At 37.7% G+C, this 21,591-nt stretch carries 22 protein-coding genes; 19 read left to right on the plus strand and 3 right to left on the minus strand.

The features are described from left to right. Window positions 1–2: 2 nt before the first annotated feature. The 4 genes from LACWKB8_RS01355 to LACWKB8_RS01370 all read left to right on the plus strand — a co-directional run bounded on the left by LACWKB8_RS01355 (window position 3) and on the right by LACWKB8_RS01370 (window position 2,918). Window positions 3–542 (plus strand): NADPH-dependent FMN reductase, encoded by a 540-nt coding sequence (locus LACWKB8_RS01355; protein ID WP_038521084.1) that lies wholly within the window; start codon window positions 3–5, stop codon window positions 540–542. Between the two features lie 11 nt (window positions 543–553). Beyond that, window positions 554–1,102, plus strand: coding sequence for an NADPH-dependent FMN reductase (locus LACWKB8_RS01360; protein WP_038521087.1), 549 nt, complete (start codon window positions 554–556; stop codon window positions 1,100–1,102). 84 nt (window positions 1,103–1,186) lie between these two features. Beyond that, window positions 1,187–1,978 (plus strand): tyrosine-protein phosphatase, encoded by a 792-nt coding sequence (locus tag LACWKB8_RS01365; RefSeq protein ID WP_038521091.1) that lies wholly within the window; start codon window positions 1,187–1,189, stop codon window positions 1,976–1,978. A gap of 10 nt (window positions 1,979–1,988) precedes the next feature. Next, the gene (locus tag LACWKB8_RS01370) at window positions 1,989–2,918 is read left to right on the plus strand and encodes an FAD:protein FMN transferase (protein ID WP_038521094.1); all 930 of its coding nucleotides are present in this window, start codon (window positions 1,989–1,991) and stop codon (window positions 2,916–2,918) included. Between the two features lie 52 nt (window positions 2,919–2,970). Here LACWKB8_RS01370 and LACWKB8_RS01375 read toward each other — a convergent pair whose 3' ends face one another. Further along, on the minus strand, window positions 2,971–3,507 hold the full coding sequence (locus LACWKB8_RS01375; protein WP_038521097.1) for a CvpA family protein: 537 nt from the start codon (window positions 3,505–3,507) through the stop codon (window positions 2,971–2,973). Window positions 3,508–3,664: 157 nt separating this feature from the next. Here LACWKB8_RS01375 and rsmG point away from each other — a divergent pair, with 157 nt between their 5' ends. From rsmG to LACWKB8_RS01450, 15 genes are all read left to right on the plus strand, one after another. Next, on the plus strand, window positions 3,665–4,387 hold the full coding sequence (rsmG, locus tag LACWKB8_RS01380; RefSeq protein ID WP_038521099.1) for a 16S rRNA (guanine(527)-N(7))-methyltransferase RsmG: 723 nt from the start codon (window positions 3,665–3,667) through the stop codon (window positions 4,385–4,387). 15 nt (window positions 4,388–4,402) lie between these two features. Further along, window positions 4,403–5,251 carry a nucleoid occlusion protein gene (gene noc, locus LACWKB8_RS01385; RefSeq protein WP_038521102.1) on the plus strand — a complete coding sequence of 283 codons (849 nt, stop codon included), beginning with the start codon at window positions 4,403–4,405 and terminating at the stop codon, window positions 5,249–5,251. 15 nt (window positions 5,252–5,266) lie between these two features. Beyond that, window positions 5,267–6,046 (plus strand): ParA family protein, encoded by a 780-nt coding sequence (locus LACWKB8_RS01390; RefSeq protein WP_038521105.1) that lies wholly within the window; start codon window positions 5,267–5,269, stop codon window positions 6,044–6,046. Beyond that, entirely contained in the window at window positions 6,024–6,911 is an 888-nt protein-coding gene (locus LACWKB8_RS01395) for a ParB/RepB/Spo0J family partition protein (protein ID WP_038521108.1), read from the plus strand. The genes LACWKB8_RS01390 and LACWKB8_RS01395 overlap by 23 nt, the downstream gene beginning before the upstream one ends. Continuing rightward, window positions 6,904–7,179 carry a DUF951 domain-containing protein gene (locus LACWKB8_RS01400; RefSeq protein WP_038521111.1) on the plus strand — a complete coding sequence of 92 codons (276 nt, stop codon included), beginning with the start codon at window positions 6,904–6,906 and terminating at the stop codon, window positions 7,177–7,179. The genes LACWKB8_RS01395 and LACWKB8_RS01400 overlap by 8 nt, the downstream gene beginning before the upstream one ends. 25 nt (window positions 7,180–7,204) lie before the next feature. Further along, a complete protein-coding gene (ychF, locus tag LACWKB8_RS01405) occupies window positions 7,205–8,305 on the plus strand; it encodes a redox-regulated ATPase YchF (RefSeq protein ID WP_038521114.1) in 1,101 nt (366 codons plus the stop codon). Window positions 8,306–8,314: 9 nt separating this feature from the next. After that, window positions 8,315–9,106, plus strand: coding sequence for a DUF1129 family protein (locus LACWKB8_RS01410; RefSeq protein ID WP_038521116.1), 792 nt, complete (start codon window positions 8,315–8,317; stop codon window positions 9,104–9,106). 147 nt (window positions 9,107–9,253) lie between these two features. Next, window positions 9,254–10,978, plus strand: coding sequence for an ABC transporter ATP-binding protein (locus LACWKB8_RS01415; protein WP_038521119.1), 1,725 nt, complete (start codon window positions 9,254–9,256; stop codon window positions 10,976–10,978). 9 nt (window positions 10,979–10,987) lie between these two features. Continuing rightward, on the plus strand, window positions 10,988–12,850 hold the full coding sequence (locus tag LACWKB8_RS01420) for an ABC transporter ATP-binding protein (RefSeq protein ID WP_038521122.1): 1,863 nt from the start codon (window positions 10,988–10,990) through the stop codon (window positions 12,848–12,850). Between the two features lie 184 nt (window positions 12,851–13,034). Then, complete coding sequence (locus tag LACWKB8_RS01425; protein ID WP_038521125.1) at window positions 13,035–14,561, plus strand: ABC transporter permease/substrate-binding protein; 1,527 nt, start codon at window positions 13,035–13,037, stop codon at window positions 14,559–14,561. A gap of 1 nt (window position 14,562) precedes the next feature. After that, entirely contained in the window at window positions 14,563–15,531 is a 969-nt protein-coding gene (locus LACWKB8_RS01430; protein ID WP_038521128.1) for an ABC transporter ATP-binding protein, read from the plus strand. A 178-nt stretch (window positions 15,532–15,709) separates the two neighbouring features. Further along, complete coding sequence (locus LACWKB8_RS01435) at window positions 15,710–16,396, plus strand: response regulator transcription factor (protein WP_038521131.1); 687 nt, start codon at window positions 15,710–15,712, stop codon at window positions 16,394–16,396. 4 nt (window positions 16,397–16,400) lie between these two features. Further along, window positions 16,401–17,567: a cell wall metabolism sensor histidine kinase WalK gene (locus LACWKB8_RS01440; protein WP_038521134.1), complete on the plus strand. Its 1,167-nt coding sequence runs from the start codon at window positions 16,401–16,403 to the stop codon at window positions 17,565–17,567. A gap of 33 nt (window positions 17,568–17,600) precedes the next feature. After that, window positions 17,601–19,151: a UDP-N-acetylmuramoyl-L-alanyl-D-glutamate--2,6-diaminopimelate ligase gene (locus LACWKB8_RS01445; RefSeq protein WP_038521137.1), complete on the plus strand. Its 1,551-nt coding sequence runs from the start codon at window positions 17,601–17,603 to the stop codon at window positions 19,149–19,151. Between the two features lie 30 nt (window positions 19,152–19,181). After that, entirely contained in the window at window positions 19,182–19,928 is a 747-nt protein-coding gene (locus LACWKB8_RS01450; protein WP_038521141.1) for an aspartate/glutamate racemase family protein, read from the plus strand. 750 nt (window positions 19,929–20,678) lie between these two features. Here LACWKB8_RS01450 and LACWKB8_RS01455 read toward each other — a convergent pair. After that, window positions 20,679–20,918: a hypothetical protein gene (locus LACWKB8_RS01455; protein WP_038521144.1), complete on the minus strand. Its 240-nt coding sequence runs from the start codon at window positions 20,916–20,918 to the stop codon at window positions 20,679–20,681. Between the two features lie 25 nt (window positions 20,919–20,943). Then, window positions 20,944–21,447, minus strand: coding sequence for a hypothetical protein (locus LACWKB8_RS01460; protein WP_038521147.1), 504 nt, complete (start codon window positions 21,445–21,447; stop codon window positions 20,944–20,946). Window positions 21,448–21,591 lie beyond the last annotated feature (144 nt).

A 21,591-nucleotide genomic window follows, 5' to 3' on the forward strand; every position in this document is an offset into this window, starting at 1 on the left:
TTATGAAAATTCTTGCATTATCTGGCTCAAATGCCAATAATTCATTTAATGAGGCATTGCTTAAATTTATATCTAAGCAATTTGCCGACAAGTATGATTTTAAACTGGCAACAGTAAAAGGGTTGCCAATGTTTAAAGAGGGCGAAGATGCTCCAGAATCTGTTCAAGCTTTGACAAAAGAAATTGAAGATGCCGATTTAGTATTAATTGGTTCTCCTGAGCAGCAACACTCTGTTACTAGTGCGTTAAGTAGTGCTTTAGAATGGCTTTCTTGCGTGACTCATCCGTTTAAGAATAAGCCAGTTGTGATTGTTTCTACTTCACCAATGCCACAAGGTGGTTCTCGTTCACAAGGTCGTTTAAAGAGCGTGTTGACAGCACCTGGTTTTGATGCCCAAGTCTTTAATGATGACGAATTTATGTTGGGAGTCGCACCAAAGCAATTTGACGAAAACGGTAATTTGACTAACAAGGAATCTGTTGAATTCTTGGGTCATTTCTTCGACGAAGTTGATAGTTGGTACGCACAAGTTACTAAGTAGGAGGGTCGAGAATGAAAATATTAGCAATTGTTGGTACAAATGCATCTTTTTCATATAACCGTTTTTTAGCACAATTTATCGCTAAGCGTTATGCTGATAAAGCAGACATTGAAGTAAAAGAAATAGATAAGTTGACACCATTCTGCAGAACAGAAATGGCTGATGATACTATTAAGGCTTGGATTGAAGAAATTAAGAGCGCTGATGGTATAGTAATTACTACACCTGAATATGATCACACTATTCCTGCTCCGTTAAAGAGTAGTCTTGAATGGTTGGGTTCACATGCTGGTCCTAATGTCATGAAGATGAAGCCAGTAGCTGTTGCTGGTGTATCATACGGTTCACAAGGTACTGCTCGTGCTCAAGAAGATATGCGTGAAATTTTGCTTTCACCTGATATGAGCGCAAATGTTTTACCTGGTAACGAAGTTTTAATTGGTCAAGCTCCAGATAAGTTCAATAAAGAAACTGGTGAATTGACTGATGAAGCAACCATTAAGCAAATTGATGGTATGATGGACAACTTCTTCAAGTTTGTTGAACAAGCACATAAATAAACTTTTGCTAGATTGATTAGCAGAGAGTAAAATAACCGGATAGGAGTGTCCTATCCGGTTATTTTTGTTTGAAAGGAAGTTGGCATGTCTAAACCTGTTGTTCTGCCTCTTAAATCTGTGCGTAATCCCCGAGATTTAGGGGGATATACTGGCTTTAATGGGCGCAAAATTAAAGCACACCGTTTATTGCGGTCTGGTAATATTAGTCAGATAACTGCTGCCGACCAGCATTTTTTGCTTGATTACGGTTTAACTAAAATTATTGATTTGCGCTCGCCAGCAGAATGCAAGGCAAACCAGGATCGCGATCTACCGGGCGTTACGCATTATGAGTTTCCGCTATCGGCTGAAGATAATACTGGTGGTCATGGCTTGGATATGAGTAAAGAATTCGCCAAATACCGTCGTGATCAATATGCTGGGTTTGATATGATGTGCAGGCGATACCGTGAACATATCAACAATAAGCAAGCTCAGCGCAGTATTCATCAAATTGTAAGTGTCGTAGCTGATACTGCTGATGGTGCAGTTTTGTATCATTGCTCAGAAGGCAAAGACAGAACAGGTTTGGTAACAGTGGTGCTTTTGTATATTTTAGGTGTTGATCTAGAAGTAATTAGACAGGACTACCTTTATTCAAACTATCTGCTGAATAATTATCGTCACGTTCGGGATGAGAAATTTAAAGCAGCGGGAGAAAATGATAAGTTTCGTGCCAATATGCGCATTCTTGGTTCAGTAGCTAATGCTTTCTTTGATACCAGCTTGATTACAATTAATGATAATTTTGGTGGTATTGATTCATACATATCTAATCAGCTGGACATAAACGCAGAAATGCAAGAAATGATAAAAGAAAAATATTTAGAGGATTAGGGATAAGATTATGATTAAAACTTTAGCTTTAGAACAACAGGTAGGACAACATCATGCTTTAGGAACATCGATTACTTTACAAGTTTTTGGCGCCAGAGATAAGAAAGTAATTAACGATTCTTTTGCTTTAATTGACCATTACGAAGACATATTGACGGTTAACCGTGATGAATCAGAAGTAATGGATGTTAATCATGCTGCTGGGAAGAAGGCTGTGCAAGTTTCCAGCGGCACTTATGATTTGATTAAGCTTGCCGTAGAGGAAAGCCGGGAAAACTTTGGCTTTAATGCTCTTATTGGTCCGATAGTTAAATTGTGGTCAATAGGCTTTAAAAATGCTCATGTACCAGAGCCTGAGCAAATTAAAGAAAGAATGAAACTGATTGACCCTTATAGCGTTGACTTAAATGATCTTGACCAGACAGTTTACCTGAAAAAGGCTGGGATGGAATTAGACCTTGGTGGTATAGCTAAAGGCTGGATTGCTGATCGAATCAGGGATTTGTGGCGTGCTTATGGTGTGCACGCTGGAATTATTAATCTTGGCGGCAATATCTTGCTAGTTGGTGATTCTCCTAAAAGAGCCAATGGTCAGTGGTCAGTCGGGGTACAGGATCCAAAAGAGCCCCGGGGCAAAAATATTACTTCTGTCATGGTACCGCAATGTTCAGCTGTTACTAGTGGTACCTATGAACGCTACTTAGAAGTTGCTGGTCATAAATACCATCATTTAATTGATCCCCGTACAGGCTATCCAGTTGAAACAAATTTAGCAGGAGTCACTACATTTACTAAAGATTCTGTTGAAGCTGAAATTGAATGTAAAAGGTTGTTTTTTGCAGGTAAACCTCTTGCGGGGTGGCATGACGACCCCGACCGCATTGGTGCCATCTTTGTGTATAATGATGAACACATTGAGTATGACAATTTTCAAAATTGATAAATAAAAAGTGCCTCAAAGGCACTTTTATTTTACCGTCATTTCCTGCAATTTAAGCAGCGGTACGACTAATACTAAAAATACTGTTAAATAGACCGTTGGATAAACCGGGAGTGTTGTAGATAATGAATCTAATGAAGGAAGAATCAAGGGTTTGCTGAATGAACCACGGATTCTGTAAGGCGTTAAGCATTGATAATATAATGTAGACAAAGAAATAACTGGCGAAAAAGGACACTATCGCGCCTAAAACGCTGTCCAGCAGATTGCCAAAATTGGTAGCATGGGGGTTTTTATTTGGCACCCAGCTTTTAAAAACCTTAACAATCATTTTGCCTACAAAAACGATCACGAAAAATGCTAAAAAGCGAAACAACATCAGGTTGGTTCCGGGAGTTAAAGTGGTCTGAATATTTTGCCCTGTTATCTGACTGTATAGCCAATTGCCGACTGGATTTTGAAAAAGAATTGCAGCAATAAAAACAATAGCAGCAAAAATCAAATTAATAATTAATCTGGTGAAGCCGGTTTGAAAACCTTTGTAGGTTTTTAGTGCCAAGTAGGCCAGAACAATTAAAGTAACTATCATATTTATCTCCTTTGACGATATTATAGCTTATTTTAGTCGTTTAGACTTTGACGACAGTCGAAAAATATTTCATAATTAAAGGGATGCATTGACTTTACATTAAGCCAATTTTAGCGTTAAATTTAAAGGGTGTGAAACAAGGTTTCACGGGTGAAAAATGAATCCTGAACAGTTTGTCCAAGAATTATCAAAACGTAATTTTAAATTAAATGAAAATCAAATCAACCAATTTAACCAATACTTTAACAGTCTAATTGAAGCCAACAAGCACGTTAACCTCACGCGAATAACTGCAGAAGATGATGTTTATCTCAAACATTTTTATGATAGCATCACGCCGCTTTTGACCTTTAGTACGGTTTTTAAGTCAAGCAGCTCTTTATGCGATGTTGGTGCAGGTGCCGGTTTTCCTTCTATACCATTAAAAATTATGCAACCGGACCTGCAAGTAACAATAGTTGATTCTCTTGGTAAAAGGCTGAATTTTTTGCAGGATTTAATTGCACAATTGGGCTTAAAAGATGTTGCTTTAGTGCATGGCAGAGCAGAAGATGTTGGTCAAAATAGCCGCTACCGTGAACAATTTGATATTGTTACAGCTCGTGCTGTAGCCAACATGGCTGTTTTAAGTGAATACTGCTTGCCACTTGTCAAAAAAGGCGGCAATTTTATCGCCCTCAAAGGTCCAAAGGCAGAAGATGAATTAGGAACTAGTAAAAAAGCGTTAAGCATTTTAGGTGGTAAAACAGTAGCTGTTAAACAACTGCAACTACCCCAAAGTACAGAGGAACGCACGCTTATCCTAATAGAAAAAGTAAAGGCAACGCCTAAAAAATATCCGCGGCAGGCGGGAACGCCTCACCGTAAACCAATACATTAAACAGGGGGACTCGAAATGTCATTATTTTCTTCTTTGCGTCATCATGAAGAAATTCCTAAAAGTAAACAAATTCAGGATATTGAGTTAAGTAAAATTAAACCTAATTCTTATCAGCCACGACATGAGTTTTCCGAGGAATCAATTCGTGAATTAGCATCGACTCTTGATAAAGAAGGCTTACTGCAGCCGATTATTGTACGTGAAAAAGATGACGGTTATGAAATTATTGCTGGTGAACGCAGACTAAAGGCAGCACAGCATCTGGCTTGGGAGAAAATTCCAGCAATAGTCAAGAATATGGATGACAGTCAAGCAGCGTCACTAGCCTTGATTGAAAACTTGCAAAGAGAAGATTTAAATCCAATTGATGAAGCTCAGGCCTACAATAATTTAATGAAGTTAAATAAGCTCACGCAAACTACATTGGCGCAAAATATTGGTAAGTCCCAATCTTATGTCGCTAACAAGTTACGTCTACTCAAGTTAACGCCCAAGGTGCAAAGCTATTTAGCTAGTGGTGAAATTTCACCGCGTCATGGACGCTGTCTGGTTGGACTGAGTGAAAAAGATCAGAGCCGCGTTCTCGATGAAATCATAGCAAATAACCTGAATGTTAATGACACTGAAAAAATTGTCAAAAACGTTGACCAATATTTTGCCGGCAAAAAAAATCAGGTGAAAGAAAAAGAGCAGTCTGAGCAAACGAACAGGTCGGTTAATCGTATCCCTAAGGACTTAAAAGTACAGATAAATACGATTAAGAAGGCAATTAAGCTTGCCCAACAATCAGGCATCAAGGTCAAATTTAAGGAAAACAACGATCCTGATGATTATATGATTACAATTGAATTGAAAAGAAAGTAGGAAGGCATGGAAAATATGGTGAGTGTAATTTCGGTTGCTAACCAAAAAGGTGGCGTCGGTAAAACGACAACTACAATCAATTTAGCAGCTTCAATTGCGGAACGTGGGTACCAAGTTTTAATTGTAGATATTGATCCACAAGGTAATGCAACTTCTGGATTGGGAATAGAAAAATCCGAGATTGATCAAGATATTTATAGTGTGTTGATTGACGATGTTCCTCTTAAAGATACGATTTTCCATACTTCTACTAACCGCCTCGACTTAGTTCCAGCAACTATTAATTTGTCAGGAGCTGAAACAGAATTAATTAGCATGATGGCACGGGAAACCCGCTTAAAATCTGCTTTAGACACAATTAGTGAAAATTATGATTTTATTTTTATTGATTGTCCGCCGTCTTTAGGACAACTGTCGATCAACGCTTTTACAGCATCAGACTCAATTTTAATTCCTGTTCAAAGTGAATATTATGCTATGGAAGGTCTAAGTCAACTACTCAACACCATTAGATTAGTCCAAAAACACTTCAATAAAGACTTGGGAGTTGAAGGTGTTTTGCTCACAATGCTGGATGCACGGACTAATTTAGGCGCTGAAGTAGTCAAAGAAGTACGCTCCTATTTTTCTAATAAAGTATATAAAACTATTATTCCGCGGATTACCAAATTGGCGGAAGCGCCAAGTTATGGTGAAGCAATTACAGAATATGCTCCTAATTCCCGCGGAGCTGAAGTTTACGACGATTTAGCCAAGGAGGTGTTAAAGAATCATGGCAAGAAACTCAAGAAATAAGGATACCAAAAAGCATGGTGGTCTTGGTCGCGGCATCGAAGCGCTGTTTGAAGACGAACCTCAGATCGAAGACAACGAAGAAGAAATTCAGGATCTTAATTTAAGCGATATTAGACCTAATCCCTATCAACCACGTAAAAATTTTGATGACAAGTCACTGAAGGAACTGGCTGATTCTATTAAAGAAAATGGTGTCTTTCAGCCTATAATTGTGCGTAAGTCTATTAACGGCTATGAAATTATTGCCGGTGAAAGACGGTTTAGGGCTTCGAAGATGGCCAAGAAAGGCACAATACCAGCTATAGTCCGTGATTTTAGTGAAAGTCAAATGATGGAAGTAGCAGTGTTAGAAAACTTGCAACGTGAAGATTTAACACCGCTTGAAGAAGCTCAAGCATACGAAATGTTGCAAAAAAACTTGGGCCTTACCCAAGAAGAAGTTTCTAAGAGAATGGGTAAATCTCGTCCGTATATTGCCAACTACCTACGTTTATTGACCTTACCAAGCAAGACTAAGCATTTGCTGCAACATGGTGATCTTTCAATGGGTCAAGCGCGGACGCTTTTAGGTTTGAAAAACAAAGATAAAATTGATGAAGTGGCTAAACAAGTGGTTAAAGAAGGAATGCCAGTCAGAAAAGTGGAAGCTTTGGTTGCTAACCTTAATTCCAAAAAGCCCCGCAAGAAGACTGTTAAAAAGTCTGCTTTTATTCGTGCCACAGAGCATCAATTAGCGGATAAACTAGGATCTAGTGTCAATATTTCTGAAAATAAAAAGGGCAGCGGCCATTTATCAATAGGATTTTCATCAGTTGACGAATTGAACAGAATACTTGATGTTTTGGGAGTAGATCTTGATGAATAAAGAAATCTCCTATAATTTAGCTGATACTGTACTCATGAAGAAACCTCACGCTTGTAAGACTAACGATTGGGAAGTTTTGCGTTTAGGAGCAGATATCAGATTAAAATGTATGGGATGTGGTCACATTGTAATGATGCCCAGATCTAAATTCACACATAATCTGAAAAAAGTCTTAACTAAAGCAAATGATCCCGTTAATGTTAAAAACGAGCTTTATGTACCTAAAAGTGACATAGCGCGACCAAATTTTAATCAAGATAATAAATAGTTTTTGTTAAAGAAAGAGGATAAAAATGTCATTAACTGCTGGGATTGTTGGACTACCAAATGTCGGCAAATCAACATTGTTTAATGCTATTACCAAAGCTGGTGCGGAGATGGCCAATTACCCATTTGCTACAATCGAACCTAATGTGGGCATGGTTGAAGTTCCAGATAAAAGACTGGCAAGAATTCAGGAATTAATTCCTGCTAAAAAGATTGTTCACACTACTTTTGAATTCACCGATATTGCTGGTTTAGTTAAAGGTGCTTCCAAAGGAGAAGGCCTTGGCAACAAGTTTTTGGAAAATATTCGTCAAACTGACGCAATAATTCATGTTGTACGGGCTTTTGAAGATGATAATATTACTTCTGTTACCGGTAAAGTTGATCCGGAAGAAGATATTAATACTATTAATTTAGAACTCGCAATTGCCGATTTAGATGCTGTTAACCGCCGGATTAATAAGGTTAAAAAGATTGCCCAGCAAAATGATAAAGAAGCTAAAGCTGAATTTAATGTTTTACAAAAAATCAAGCCGGTTTTAGAAGAAGGCAAGGCAGTACGCTCCATCAGTTTTAATGAGGACGAGCAAAAGATCGTGAAAGGCTTGTTCTTGTTAACTGATAAACCTGTGATTTACGTAGCTAATATTGCAGAAGGCTCAATGGCTGAACCTGAAAAAGATCAGTATTACCAAATTGTTAAAAAGCACGCTGAAAGTGAGAATGCTGAATGCTTAGGTATTTCTGCTGCTACTGAGGAAGAAATTGCTGGTTTAGAAGATGATGAAAAAGCTGAATTTTTAGAGGCAGAAGGCGTAACTGAATCTGGACTTGACCGTTTAATTCGTGCAGCTTACCACATTTTAGGACTCAGAACATTCTTTACAGCTGGTGGACCGGAAACGCGAGCTTGGACTTTCCATGAAGGAATGAAAGCTCCACAAGTTGCGGGAGTAATTCACTCTGACTTTGAGCGGGGCTTTATCCGCGCAGAGGTCGTTTCATTTACTGATCTTGATCAATATGAAACTATGCAAAAAGTTAAAGAAGCAGGTAAATTACGTCTTGAAGGTAAAGACTATGAAGTTCAAGATGGTGACATTATTGAATTTAGATTTAACGTTTAGGAAAAAATAATGGCAGAAAAGAAAACTGAAGAACAGGCTAATCAAGCTAACATAGATATAAATAAGCAACAAAAGCTTAAAGAGAAAGTAATCAACCAAAACAGGGACGATGAAGTTAAGCAGATGACACCCACTGAATTGCGTAAGCAGCTCAGTAATAAGAACTCCGATTACGTTTTTCGTTTGCAAAAAGAACTCGAAGCTCAGGGAAAAATGAGCAGTGAAGATGCACAAAAGCGCATTGATGCTCTTTTAAGTGATTTAGTAGTTGCCCAGCGTCACGGACAACCTGCTAGCACTTACTATAATATGTCTCCTAAGTTAAAAGCGGCAGACATGTTGAAGCCTAAGAAAAGAAAAGCGTCAGATATACCATTTTGGCAATATGCTACGGATAATGCAATGTTTTACACCGCCTTATTCTTTGGACTTTTTGGTTTAGTAGGTTTGTTCCAAAAAAATGAAAAGTATAATCCACAGACGGGTGTTCTGACTTTGCTGGTTATTGGTGTAACCTTAGGGGTCTTCATGACTAAATATAATGATTGGGTTGTTCCAAGTACCGGTAAGACTAAGAAGATACCGTGGTCCAAGTTTATTTGGAGTTCTGTTTTGTTAATGGTAGTTCTCTTTTTATTCCTCTACATCGTCTCAATACCAGCGTTTCGCATTATTAATCCTGCTTTGCCTGCTATATATAACCTCATTATTGCTGCTGCAGTTTATGGTATTCGGTGGCTCTTTAGGAAGCACTACCAAATTATTGGTTCTGCCTTTGCTCCAGCTGATAGGAGCAAATAAAGTGTTTTTTGTCAAGAAAAGAGCTATACTTAGATAACTATATATTTTAAAGGATAAATAGATTTATCATAGGTCTATTTATCCTTTTTAAACTGAATTCACTTACGAAATTAAGCAAATGCAGTAAAAATCAGAAAGGGGTATTCAATGATTAATACGCTGCGTAAATCAATTAGGCAGTATAAAAAACTATCTTTACTGTCGCCTTTATTTGTTACTGGTGAAGTTATCATTGAAATGTTAATACCGTATTTAGTTGGTATTTTGATTGATAATGGAATAATGAAAGGGAACATGGACTATATTACTAAGAGTGGTATAGTTTTGCTGGTGTTAACCCTGGTTTCACTTATTTTAGGTTCAGGTGCCAGTTACGCTTCCGCACATGCCGCAGCTGGATTTGCCGCTAATTTACGTAAAGACATGTTCTATCATGTGCAGGATTATTCTTTTGAAAATATTGATAAATTTTCAAGTGCCAGTTTGGTAACGAGAATGACGACTGATGTTAACAACATTCAGATGTCTTACCAAATGCTAATAAGAATTGCAGTCAGGGCGCCGATGATGTTGCTAGTTTCAATCATCATGTCTATTATTGTCAGCCCGCGGTTGTCACTGGTTTTTGTTGTGATTGCGCCCATTTTTGTAATTCTTTTGGGCTTGGTTATCAAGAGTGCCAGCAAGTATTTCCCTAAAATCTTCCGCGGTTATGACCGCATGAACCAAGTAGTTAGGGAAAATATCCGCGGTATCCGTGAAGTTAAGACTTATGTGCAAGAAGAAGCGCAGACTGTTAAATTTAAAAAGTCAGCCGGCTTCATTTATAAGTTATTTGCTACAGCACAGAAAATTATGTCGCTTAACTCAATGATCGTTATGGCGGTGTTAAATATTTCCAACTTGGCTATCTGCTGGTTTGGTGCAAAAGAAATAGTTGGCGGTAGTTTGCAAACCGGTCAACTGATTTCAATGTTTTCATATTCCAACTCTGTTTTGGGCAGTTTGAATATGCTGGCTATGATTATTACCCAGTTAGTTGTTTCAGGTGCTAGTGGTCATAGGGTTGCAGCAGTCATCAATGAGAAGCCTTCAATTGAAAATCCACGCAAGCCATTAAAGCACATGAACAACGGCGAAGTGATTTTTGATCACGTAAACTTTAAGTATGATCCAGATGATAAAAACCTGGCCTTGAATAATATCAACCTCAATATTAAAACTGGTGAAACGATTGGTATTATTGGTCGGACAGGTTCTTCTAAGTCAACGCTTGTGTCAATGATTCCGCGTCTTTATGACACAGATTCAGGGGCCGTGCGGGTAGCGGGGCATAACGTGAAGTCTTACGACTTGAAGACCCTGCGTGATAACGTTGCTATGGTTTTGCAGAATAACGTTCTCTTTTCCGGTACTATCAAGGAAAACTTGAAGTGGGGTAATGAAAACGCCACTGATGAGGAGATTATTGCTGCAGCCAAAGTTGCTCATGCTGACGATTTTATCCGCGAAATGCCGGATCAATACGATACAATGGTTGAGCAAGGTGGTAATAATGTTTCTGGGGGACAAAAGCAAAGAATTACTATTGCGCGGGCATTATTGAAAAAACCTAAAATCTTAATACTGGATGATTCTACTTCTGCAGTGGACACACAGACTGAACGGCAGATTCGTGAGGCTTTAGGTCAGAATATGCCAGACACAACCAAGATTATCATTTCTCAGAGAATTGTATCTATTAAGGATGCAGATCGCATCATAGTAATGGATGAAGGAAAAATCCAGGACATCGGTACGCATGATGAATTGATGAAACGTAACGATTTATACAGTTCAATAGCTAAGTTCCAAGAAGAACAAAAGAAGTAGGTGATTAATTTGGATAAAGCAGTAGAAAATAATAAAACTAAGAGTACGGCAAAGCGTACGAAAACTCTGGGACGTCTGCTCAAATTAGTTGCCAGTACCAGTCCCTGGATGCTCATTACTTCAAGCGTTGCGATTATTTTAACCGCTGCAGCAAATGTTTTAGGGTCATTATTTATTGAGCGTTTAATCAATGACTATATCATTCCGCTTACTAAAGAAGCTCAACCTAACTTTGGTCCGCTTTTACATGCCATTGCCGTGATGTTTGGTTGCTATGCTATTGGTTTTATTTCCAACTATCTTTTTGCCGTATTAATGGCGGTTTTAGCGCAAAAAGTACAGTTCAGGGTTCGTAACGAAATGTTCGAACACATGGAAAAATTGCCTATTTCATATTTTGACGAAAATGACTACGGCGATATTATGAGTCGCTACACTAACGATATTGATACGTTAATGCAGATGATTTCACAGTCAATTCCGCAATTTATGAATTCAGCATTAAACTTAATTTTTGTGTTGGGAGCAATGCTGACATTAAGCTGGCAATTAACTATTTTTACATTATTTGTTTTTGCACTCTCGATCATTATTGTTCGCTTCTTGACTGTCCGTTCTTCACATTTCTTTACATTGCAACAAAAGGAATTAGGACAAGTTAACGGTTATAATGAGGAAATGCTTAATGGTCTTAAAGTTATCAAGGTCTTTAGTCATGAACCAGAAGTCGAAGAAGACTTTAATGCTTACAACGAATCTTTAAAAGAAGCTGCTGGCAAGGCTAACACTTACGCTACAGTTTTATTCCCAATTATGGGTAACATGGGCAATTTGCTGTATGTTTTAATTGCAGTCTTAGGTGGAGCGGTTGCTATCAATCGTATTGCCCCGCTTTCTCTCGGTGTAATTGGTGCCTTTTTACAGTTATCTAAACAGTTTGCTATGCCAATTGCTCAGATTTCACAGCAGTTGAATTCTATTGTGATGGCCTTAGCTGGAGCTGAAAGAATTTTCAATTTAGAAGATCAACCAGTTGAAGTCGATGACGGTGACGTCACTATTACCAAAGATGAAAACGTCAAGGGTGCCTGGCACTGGAATGTGCCGCAAAAAGACGGTTCAATCAAGAAAATTACGGTTAAAGGTCATATTGTGTTTGACCACGTTAACTTTGGTTATTCACCGAATAAACAAATTCTGTATAATATTTCCATTGATGCTAAACCAGGTATGAAAGTAGCATTAGTTGGTGAAACCGGTGCTGGTAAAACCACTATTTCAAACATGATCAATCGTTTTTATGAAATTAATTCAGGAACGATCACTTATGATGGTATTCCAATTAGCAGGATAAAAAAGGATGATCTGAGACAGTCATTATCAATAGTTTTGCAAGACACTCACATGTTTACCGGAACGGTGATGGACAATATCCGCTTTGGTAATGCTGAAGCTAGTGACGATGATGTTTATCAAGCAGCCCACTTATCTCATGCTGATGAATTTATCCATCATTTGGATGAAGGCTATAAGACTATTATTGACGGTAACGGTGGCGATTTATCCCAAGGTCAAATGCAACTGCTCAGTATAGCACGGGCAATGATTGCTGATGAACCAGTGATGATTCTGGATGAGGCAACTTCAAGTATCGATACGCAAACTGAAAAATTGGTTCAAGCGGGTATGGATAATTTGCTTGCCGGCAGAACCAGTTTTGTTATTGCACACCGTTTATCAACAATAATTAACTCGGATTTGATTTTGGTCTTGGATCATGGTCATATTATTGAAGCTGGTAATCATGATCAGCTCTTAAAGAAAAAGGGCTACTATTACGAGCTGTATACGGGTAAAAAAGAAATAGAATAAGTAAAAAATATTCCTAGTTTTTAAATGACTGGGAATATTTTTTTGTGTCAATCATGACTATAAGCAATTATTACTTTTAAAATATGAGTTTGTGTTATGGTAAAACAAAAGAATTTAACAGACTAGAGCTGTTATTATTTTAGTTATTAGCCTAAAAATTGACGTAAAGCGAAGGAATTAAGCAATGAATCAAATTATACAAATTTTAAGTGAACGCAAGGGTGATCTGGGAATTGCCTTATTGCAGCATTTACAAATATCACTTCTTTCATTGCTGATTGCAATGGTAATTGCAATGCCGTTAGCTTTTTGGGCTGTAAAACATAGCAAGGCAGCAGAATTTTTACTGCAAGTTGCTAGTATTCTGCAGACGATTCCTTCTTTAGCATTGCTGGGTTTATTAATTCCGCTAGTCGGCATTGGCACAGTACCTGCAGTAATTGCGCTGGTAGTTTATGCTTTATTGCCTATTTTTCAAAATACCTATTTAGGCTTAACCGAAATTGATCCGGCCCTGGAAGAAGCCGCGGACGCATTCGGGATGTCTCGGATGCAAAAATTGCTCAAAGTGGAATTGCCGTTAGCAATGCCTACTATTATTTCGGGTATCAGAACTGCTTTGGTTTTAATTATCGGCACCGCCACTATGGCTGCTTTAATTGGCGCCGGCGGACTTGGTAGCTTTATCTTGCTGGGAATAGACCGCAATAATACTGGGTTAATAGTAATTGGTGCAGTTTGCTCTGGCGTTTTGGCTATTACCCTAAGTGCTTTAATTAAGTGGTTAGAACATGCCTCTGTCAAAGCAGCTTTGGGTATTTTGTTGGTCAGTGTCTTATTTTTAGCAGGCAGCAGTATTTATGAAGCTGCCGCAAATCAAAAAGAAACTATTACTATTGCCGGTAAACTGGGATCTGAACCTGATATTTTAATTAATATGTATAAAGAATTAATTGAACAAGGAGATTCTCACGTTCAAGTTACTTTAAAACCTAATTTTGGTAAGACCACTTTTTTATTCAGTGCTTTAAAAAACGGTAAGATAGATATCTATCCGGAGTTTACGGGAACTGTTTTGGAAACTTTTGCTAAAACCCCAGTCGAAACCGCGGGTTTAACCGAAAAAGAAACTTATGAAAAGGCCAGAAATTTAATGAATAAACAGGATAAGCTCACACTGCTTAAACCTATGGCCTATGATAATACCTATGCTTTAGCCGTTAAAACATCATTTAAAAAGAAAAATCATTTGGCTAAAATAAGTGATTTAGCAAACATTGCCAATCAGTTAAAGGGTGGTATGACGCTAGAATTTATTGATCGTGATGATGGCTTTAAAGGAATTAAAAAATTATATCAAATTGATTTCCCTGTCAAATCAATGGAACCGGCATTGCGTTATCAGGCAATTGACCAAAATAAGGTTAATATTGTTGATGCCTACTCAACAGACAGTGAATTAAGGCAATATCATTTAAGTATCTTAAAGGATGACAGGCATAATTTCCCGATTTATCAAGGTGCACCTTTAATGAGCAATGATTTTGCCCGTAAACATCCCCAAATTGTCCGCAGTTTGAATAAGCTGGCCGGTAAAATAACTGAAAAACAAATGCAGGAGATGAACTACAAAGTAAATGTTAAAAACATGGATCCGGGACAGGTAGCGCATGACTTTTTAGTGAAACAGCATTTGCTTAAGGAGAATTAAAATGACTTCAGCGATTAAATTTGAACATGTAAAAAAATCTTTTGCTGATAAAGTAGTGGTAAATGATCTTAATCTTGATATTCAGCAGGGTGAGCTTTTTGTTCTTGTGGGCAATTCTGGCAGTGGGAAAACTACTTCTATTAAGATGATTAACCGTTTAGAAGACCCTAATGGCGGCCGCGTTTTAGTCAATCAGCGTCCTACTACTGAATATAACGTGCAAAAATTGCGCTGGCAAATTGGTTATGTGTTGCAACAAATTGCTCTTTTTCCTAATATGACGGTTGCAAAAAATATTACCCTAATTCCTGAAATACAGGGAGACAAAGGCAATTTAGCAGAAACTGCCGCCAAGTTACTACAAGAAGTGGGGTTGAATCCAGAGGAATATGCTAAGAGATATCCTCATGAATTATCTGGTGGTGAGCAGCAGCGAATTGGTATTTTACGGGCAATTGCTTCTAAGCCGCCGATTGTTCTAATGGATGAGCCCTTTAGCGCCCTTGATCCGCTTTCTCGTGCCAATTTACAAAGCTTGGTAGTTGATCTGCATAAGCAACTGCACAATACCATTATTTTTGTTACCCATGACATGAATGAGGCTTTACGTTTAGCTGATAGGATCGCCATTATGAAAGATGGGCAATTATTGCAGGTTGATCAGCCTCAGGAAATATTGCGGCATCCGGCAAATAAGTATGTCAAGGACTTTTTCAAGGGCAGTCTTGGTAATGACTTGTATGAAACACCTTTAAGGCAAGCCGCTTTGTTTAATGAATTTAAGCAGAAAGAAACAGCAATACTAGCATCTATGACTAAGGTTAAAGCTGATGAAAAGCTTGCCAAGGTCTTAGCAATCTTAAGTGAGCAAGAAGAAGTTGCCGTGCAAAATGAAAATGGCGCATTTTTAGGTTTCGTTGACCGGCAATGGCTTGTGGCATACTTAAATGGTATTAATAAATTAAACTAAAAAATGAGCTGGAGTTTTTCCAGCTTTTTTAATAAAACGATAAAGTTGTGCCTGAATATTAGTAGTTTGTTACAAAATTGTCTAAAATATTAGACATAAGTTCTGCTACACTATATTTAGTAGACTACAAAAATAAAACAAATATAATTAATAAATAAAAAGAAGGGAAATAAGCCCTATGAAAATTTTAGTTGTCGATGATGATAAAGAAATCGTCGAATTGTTAAGTATTTACCTTAAAAACGAAGGATACACTCCCGTTGTCGCATATAGCGGCAAGGAAGCAATTACCAAGCTGACAACTACTCCAGATATTGCATTGATGATTTTAGATGTTATGATGCCCAATATGAGCGGTATTGATGTTATTAAAGAAGTACGCAAGGATTCAGATATTCCTATTATTATTGTATCAGCCAAAACCGGCGATATGGATAAAATTCAGGGATTAATTACTGGAGCCGATGACTATGTGTCTAAACCATTTAATCCGTTAGAGGTAATGGCGCGTGTTCGTTCACTGTTACGACGTAGTCAAAAGCAGGTTAAAGACGATGAACCTGATATTTTAGAGGTAGGGCCACTAATTATTAACCGTGATTCTCACGAAGTTAAAACGATTGATGGTCAGGATATTCAATTAACAGCTTTAGAATTTGGTATTCTGTACTTATTAGCCAGTCACCCTAACCGCGTATTTTCTGCTGATGAGATCTTTGAACGGGTTTGGCAACAAGAGTCAATTGTTTCCGCTAAGACTGTCATGGTGCACGTTTCGCACTTGCGCGATAAGATTCAAAAAGCTACTGGCGGCGAAGATGTCATTCAGACTGTTTGGGGTGTAGGCTATAAAGTTGAGGCTTAGCTAAATGAAAAAAGAACGGGTCAAGCTGACAGCTGCTGAAAAGAGTGAGTTGTTTGCTGAAGGTGTGATAACTGTTATTCTGCTCCTGCTATTGAACCTATCGGTAGTTATTTTAATCAACTTGACAATTTTACAAAATAAAAACCTGGTTAATGGCATTTATTTTTTAAAAAGGACTATTACTTTTGCCGGTGGACGCCACTTATGGTCATGGCAGAATACCTTTATCATTTTTATGGGCGTTGGTGACTTAATCGTTCTTTATTGGCGGTTAATTCGGCGTTACCACCAAATGCAATTAAGGCATGTTATTTCCGAATTGCATTATATTGCTAAAGGACATTTTGACCATACCATATCTTTTAAGGTTAAAACCGATTTGCAAAAGGTTATTGATTCAATCAATTCACTGGTTGACAGTACCGTGAATGCAATTAATGAAGAAAAAGCAATTGAAAAGTCTAAAGACGAACTGATTAGCAATGTTTCTCATGATATCAGGACACCTTTGACTTCTATCATCGGTTACTTAGGACTACTTAAATCGGGGGTATCGGATCCAGCAGATCAACAAAAATATCTTAATATTGCGTATATGAAAGCAGAACAAATGAAGTCGCTGGCTCACGATCTGCTTGAATATACCACGTTAAAATCAACTAGTACCAAACTAAACTTGTCTTCTTTGCATATTTTTTCTATGTTAGAACAAGTAGCAGCTGGTTTTGAATTCGAAGGTCAGGAAAAAGGGATAGTATTTAATATTGAAGCCAGACCGAAGAATTTAACCATTGAAGCTGATGCGGAAAAGTTGGTTCGTGTTTATAACAACCTGATTACCAATGCTTTAAAGTACGGCACCGGTGCCACGCAGATCAACCTGATTGCCAATTTAGTTAACAACAATGAGGTAGAGTTACGCGTAGAGAATAATGGTGCCCAAATTCCGGCTGATTCGCTTAAGAAAATCTTTGAACGTTTTTACCGGGTGGAAGGTTCACGAAATACCCAAACCGGTGGTACAGGACTGGGATTATCAATTACCAAAAGTATTGTTGATTTACATCATGGTAAAATTCGCTGTGAATCTGATCAGGATTGGACCCGTTTCATTATTTGCCTGCCATTAAACTTAAAGAGTGAGCAAAACCCCGGCGCAGATGTGGTATAATTTTGACTGAGATAATAAATAGAGGAGTATAGCATGAGTATTTCTTTAAATACCTGTATTTTAATTTTAAAAGAACACCATCTGCTTAAGTCCAGCGCAGTTCAAGATACTGTTTCATCTAAAATGGAATATGTGTCTTATGACTCACGCGATGTTCAGACGAACACACTGTTCTTTTGTAAGGGAGCCGGCTTTCGCCCCACATACTTATCAATGGCAAAAGCTAATGGTGCTAACTGCTATGTAGCTGAACAGCCTTACCCAGAAGGTAAAGGAATGCATGCGCTAATTGTGCGCAATGTTTCAAAGGCAATGGCTTTGTTATCCGCTGCCTTTTTCCGTTTCCCGCAAGATGATCTGTTTGTAGTAGCGATCACGGGTACAAAAGGTAAGACGACCACGGCGTACTTTTTAAAAGGGATGCTGGATCAAATGAATGGTGGCAAAACCGCTTTAATTTCATCTGTTAATACTGTAGTAGGACCAGAAAAAGAAGATACTTTTAAATCAAGTTTGACTACGCCCGAATCATTAGACTTGTTCCGTGATATGAGAACAGCTGTTGATAATGGCATGACCCACATGGTTATGGAAGTATCGAGCCAAGCATATAAGAAAAACAGAGTATTTGGTTTGACCTATGATTTAGGTTTCTTTTTAAATATTTCTCCAGATCATATTGGACCAAATGAGCATCCTAACTTTGAAGACTATCTGCATTGCAAATTGCAGCTATTGGTTAATGCACGCAAGTGTATTATTAATGCTCAAACTGATCGTTTTGCTGAAGTTTATGCTGCGGCCACAACAACTACTGATCCAGACAGTATTTACTTATTTGCTGATGAGAAATTTACTAATCCAGATTTAAAACAGACGATTGATTTTCGCTTTGCAACTGAGGAGCTGGACATGGTGCGGACAAAATTCCAAGTGCTGTGCGTAACTCCTAAAGCAAAGAAGCTGAATATCAGTGGTAACTACCAGTTGAAAATGTTAGGTGACTTTAACGAATCTAACGGCACAGCTGCTGTAATTGGAGCAGGACTAGCGGGTATGGATCATGATTCCGCTGCTAAAGGCATTAGTCAGGTTACAGTACCTGGACGGATGCAAACCCAAGTTACCAAGGACCACGGTGTGGTAGTTGTAGATTATGCTCATAATGAAGCGTCAATGATGGCACTAATGGGCTTTATGCAACGTGAATTTGATAATCCTAGGATTATTGTGGTTGTGGGCGCACCCGGTGATAAGGGCGTTTCGCGGCGTCCAGGATTTAGTCATAGCTTAAATGCGTTTGCTGATAAGGCCTTTTTAACCACTGATGACCCAGGGTTTGAAGACCCACAGGAAATCGCCCAGGAAATTGATGCTGGAATTGATCATTCTAAGGTTGACGTCACAATTGAATTAGATCGAGAAAAGGCAATCACAGATGCTATCAGTATGTCTAAAAAGGGCGATATTGTTCTTATCTGTGGTAAAGGAGCAGATGGCTATCAAAAAGTGCGTGGTGTAGATACGCCATATCCTTCCGATATTACGGTTGCGCAACAAGTAATTGCTAAATTAGAAGGCTAAAAAACTTTAACGATTAGAAAAGTTGATATAATGAAAAATTTTTTTACTATTATTGGCGGAATGGGCACTATTGCCACTGAAAGTTTTGTGCGTATGATTAATCATCGCATTAAAATTACTAAGGATCAGGATTATTTAAATTATATTTTAGTGAATGATGCACAAGTTCCCGATCGCACCACTTATATTAAAGATCACAATAAGCCTAATTTTTTTAATGCCTTACGTGATGATGTTTTGCAGCAAGCGCCGCTAAAGCCTGACTTTTTTATCATGCCATGTAATACTGCTCATTATTTTTATGATGATCTGGCAAACTTAACTGATGTTCCCTTCTTAAATATGATGCGTATTGCCGTGCATAAGTTCTTAGTCGATTATCCCAATGAAAAAAAGATCGGGTTAATTGCTACAGAAGGGTCTATTTATGATCATTTATATGAAGATGAAATTAAGCAAGTAGGTCGCGAAGCTGAACTTGGCGGTCCAGAAATTCAACCAATGGTTACCGAATTGATCTACTCGAATATCAAAGAGAAGGGTGTAGTTGACAAAGAACTCTATCACCGGATATTGCGTACAATGCATGATCAATACGGTTGCAATGTGATTTTGCTTGGTTGTACGGAATTATCACTGGCTCAGGAAAAAGCGCCAGATCACCCTTATAATGTAATTGACCCGCAAGTTACTATTGCCGATGTTGCAATTGAACTGGAGTTGCAAATACGCTCAGGGATGGATCCACAAACAGTGATTAAGAAGTATTTGTATTAAGGTAAATAAGCTGCTTAAAGAAGTTTAAAAAGATTAATAACCTGAAGTGACCCCCAAATTTAGGACAAATTTGGGGGTCATTTCAGTACACATCAAAGGTTCATGCTTTTTTGTTTGGTCGTATTTTAATCGGTCATGCTATATTAATATACAGCAGGGGAAATTTTCCCTTGGCGTTGAAAAAGGTGCTAAACAAATCGGGTTTAGCACCTAATAATAAATATGAGATAGCTAGTCCCATGCTCTTAGCGCGAGAGCTTTACTAACATCTACTCACGTTATAACCGATTTTGGGTTTAAGTAAAAAGTTTGCAGCAAAGCCAATAAGGATTAGCTACTCTGGGGTAAATCTTGGAAAGTGGCGAGAGCTATGCTAGCAACAAATGCCAGTTTGGCAGTACTATATTATTTTTACCAGTAATTGCGCACGTACTGTGCAAAATGATTGATCGGTATTTTTTTAATGAAAAGTAACAAATAAGCTGGTATGAAGCAATTGGTCTAATTGTGAAATTACCAGGTAATGAAAAAAGGGAAGGCTGTTAAATCAGTCTTCCCTTTTGCTATACGGCTTCAAATTCACAAACATTTTTTTGCTGCAGTTTTTAGCCTTGTGGCTCTAAGCTTTGTAGCAACTTCGCTTAATGTACATTATGTTAAGTTGCTTTGGTATATATGGAATTATTTTTTTGATTAGGTATTTAATCTGCTTAATTTGTAATTAATTTGCGTATTTGAGTTTTGGTTTGCTTATTTTTTGTTATTTTTGAAGAATATCATCCATTCATAAACACATGTAATAACTGCTATTAGATAATCATACCAATGAAAAGCTTTTGAAAAGCCCACTAAAGAGAGGAGAAACACAGCAATCAACGCTAAAGTAAAAAGGATAGGCATAGCAAGCGTCATATTGTATCTGGCAAGCCAAGTATCGATTGGCAGAAGCTCTAGAGCCAAGATAATGATTATTATTAAAGTAGTATTCATGTTATAGTCACACCTTTTAGATTATTTAAAGATAGATAAATACGACTGTTCGTGCCGTCCAGTAAGCGACTGTGCTGTTAAGGTGAAGATAATGAATTAGCGCATATCGTATACCATCTTCAGCTTTACCTTCATAATCAGTTAGAAAGTTTACAAAAGCTTTTAGTGGCTTAGTTTTTAAACTGTTACCAGTAATTTTAGCAACGTATTTGGCAATTTTCTTAATTGTTTCTAACTTTAAGCCACGTGTCAGGTTATTGTTTTGTTCAGTAATTTTGTCTTGTAAGAGAGTATTCTGCTGCTCCTCATTAAGTCCAGCACCATTAACAATTTGATCAAACTCATCTTGTTGATCTTTAGTTAATGAACCGTACAATGCCCCATATGAACTGTTGTTTTGATTTTCATTGGAATTACTTACGGAGTTGTCCGTAGCAGCAAATGTATTTACTACAGTTGTTGCCATAGTCGTTCCTATAAAACTTGCTGCCCCAAGAGAAATTCCCAATTTTTTAATGGTACTTTTCATAATAGTACGCCTTTCATAATATTTTAGATCAATGTCGACATTGATATTAAAACCATAGTTCAGCATAAAAATTTGTCAACAAATAATATTAAAAAATAATCATGTATATATAAACATATAGTTCGTTAAATATCCAGTTAATTT

Source organism: Lactobacillus sp. wkB8, assembly GCF_000761135.1.
Lineage (GTDB): Bacteria > Bacillota > Bacilli > Lactobacillales > Lactobacillaceae > Lactobacillus > Lactobacillus helsingborgensis.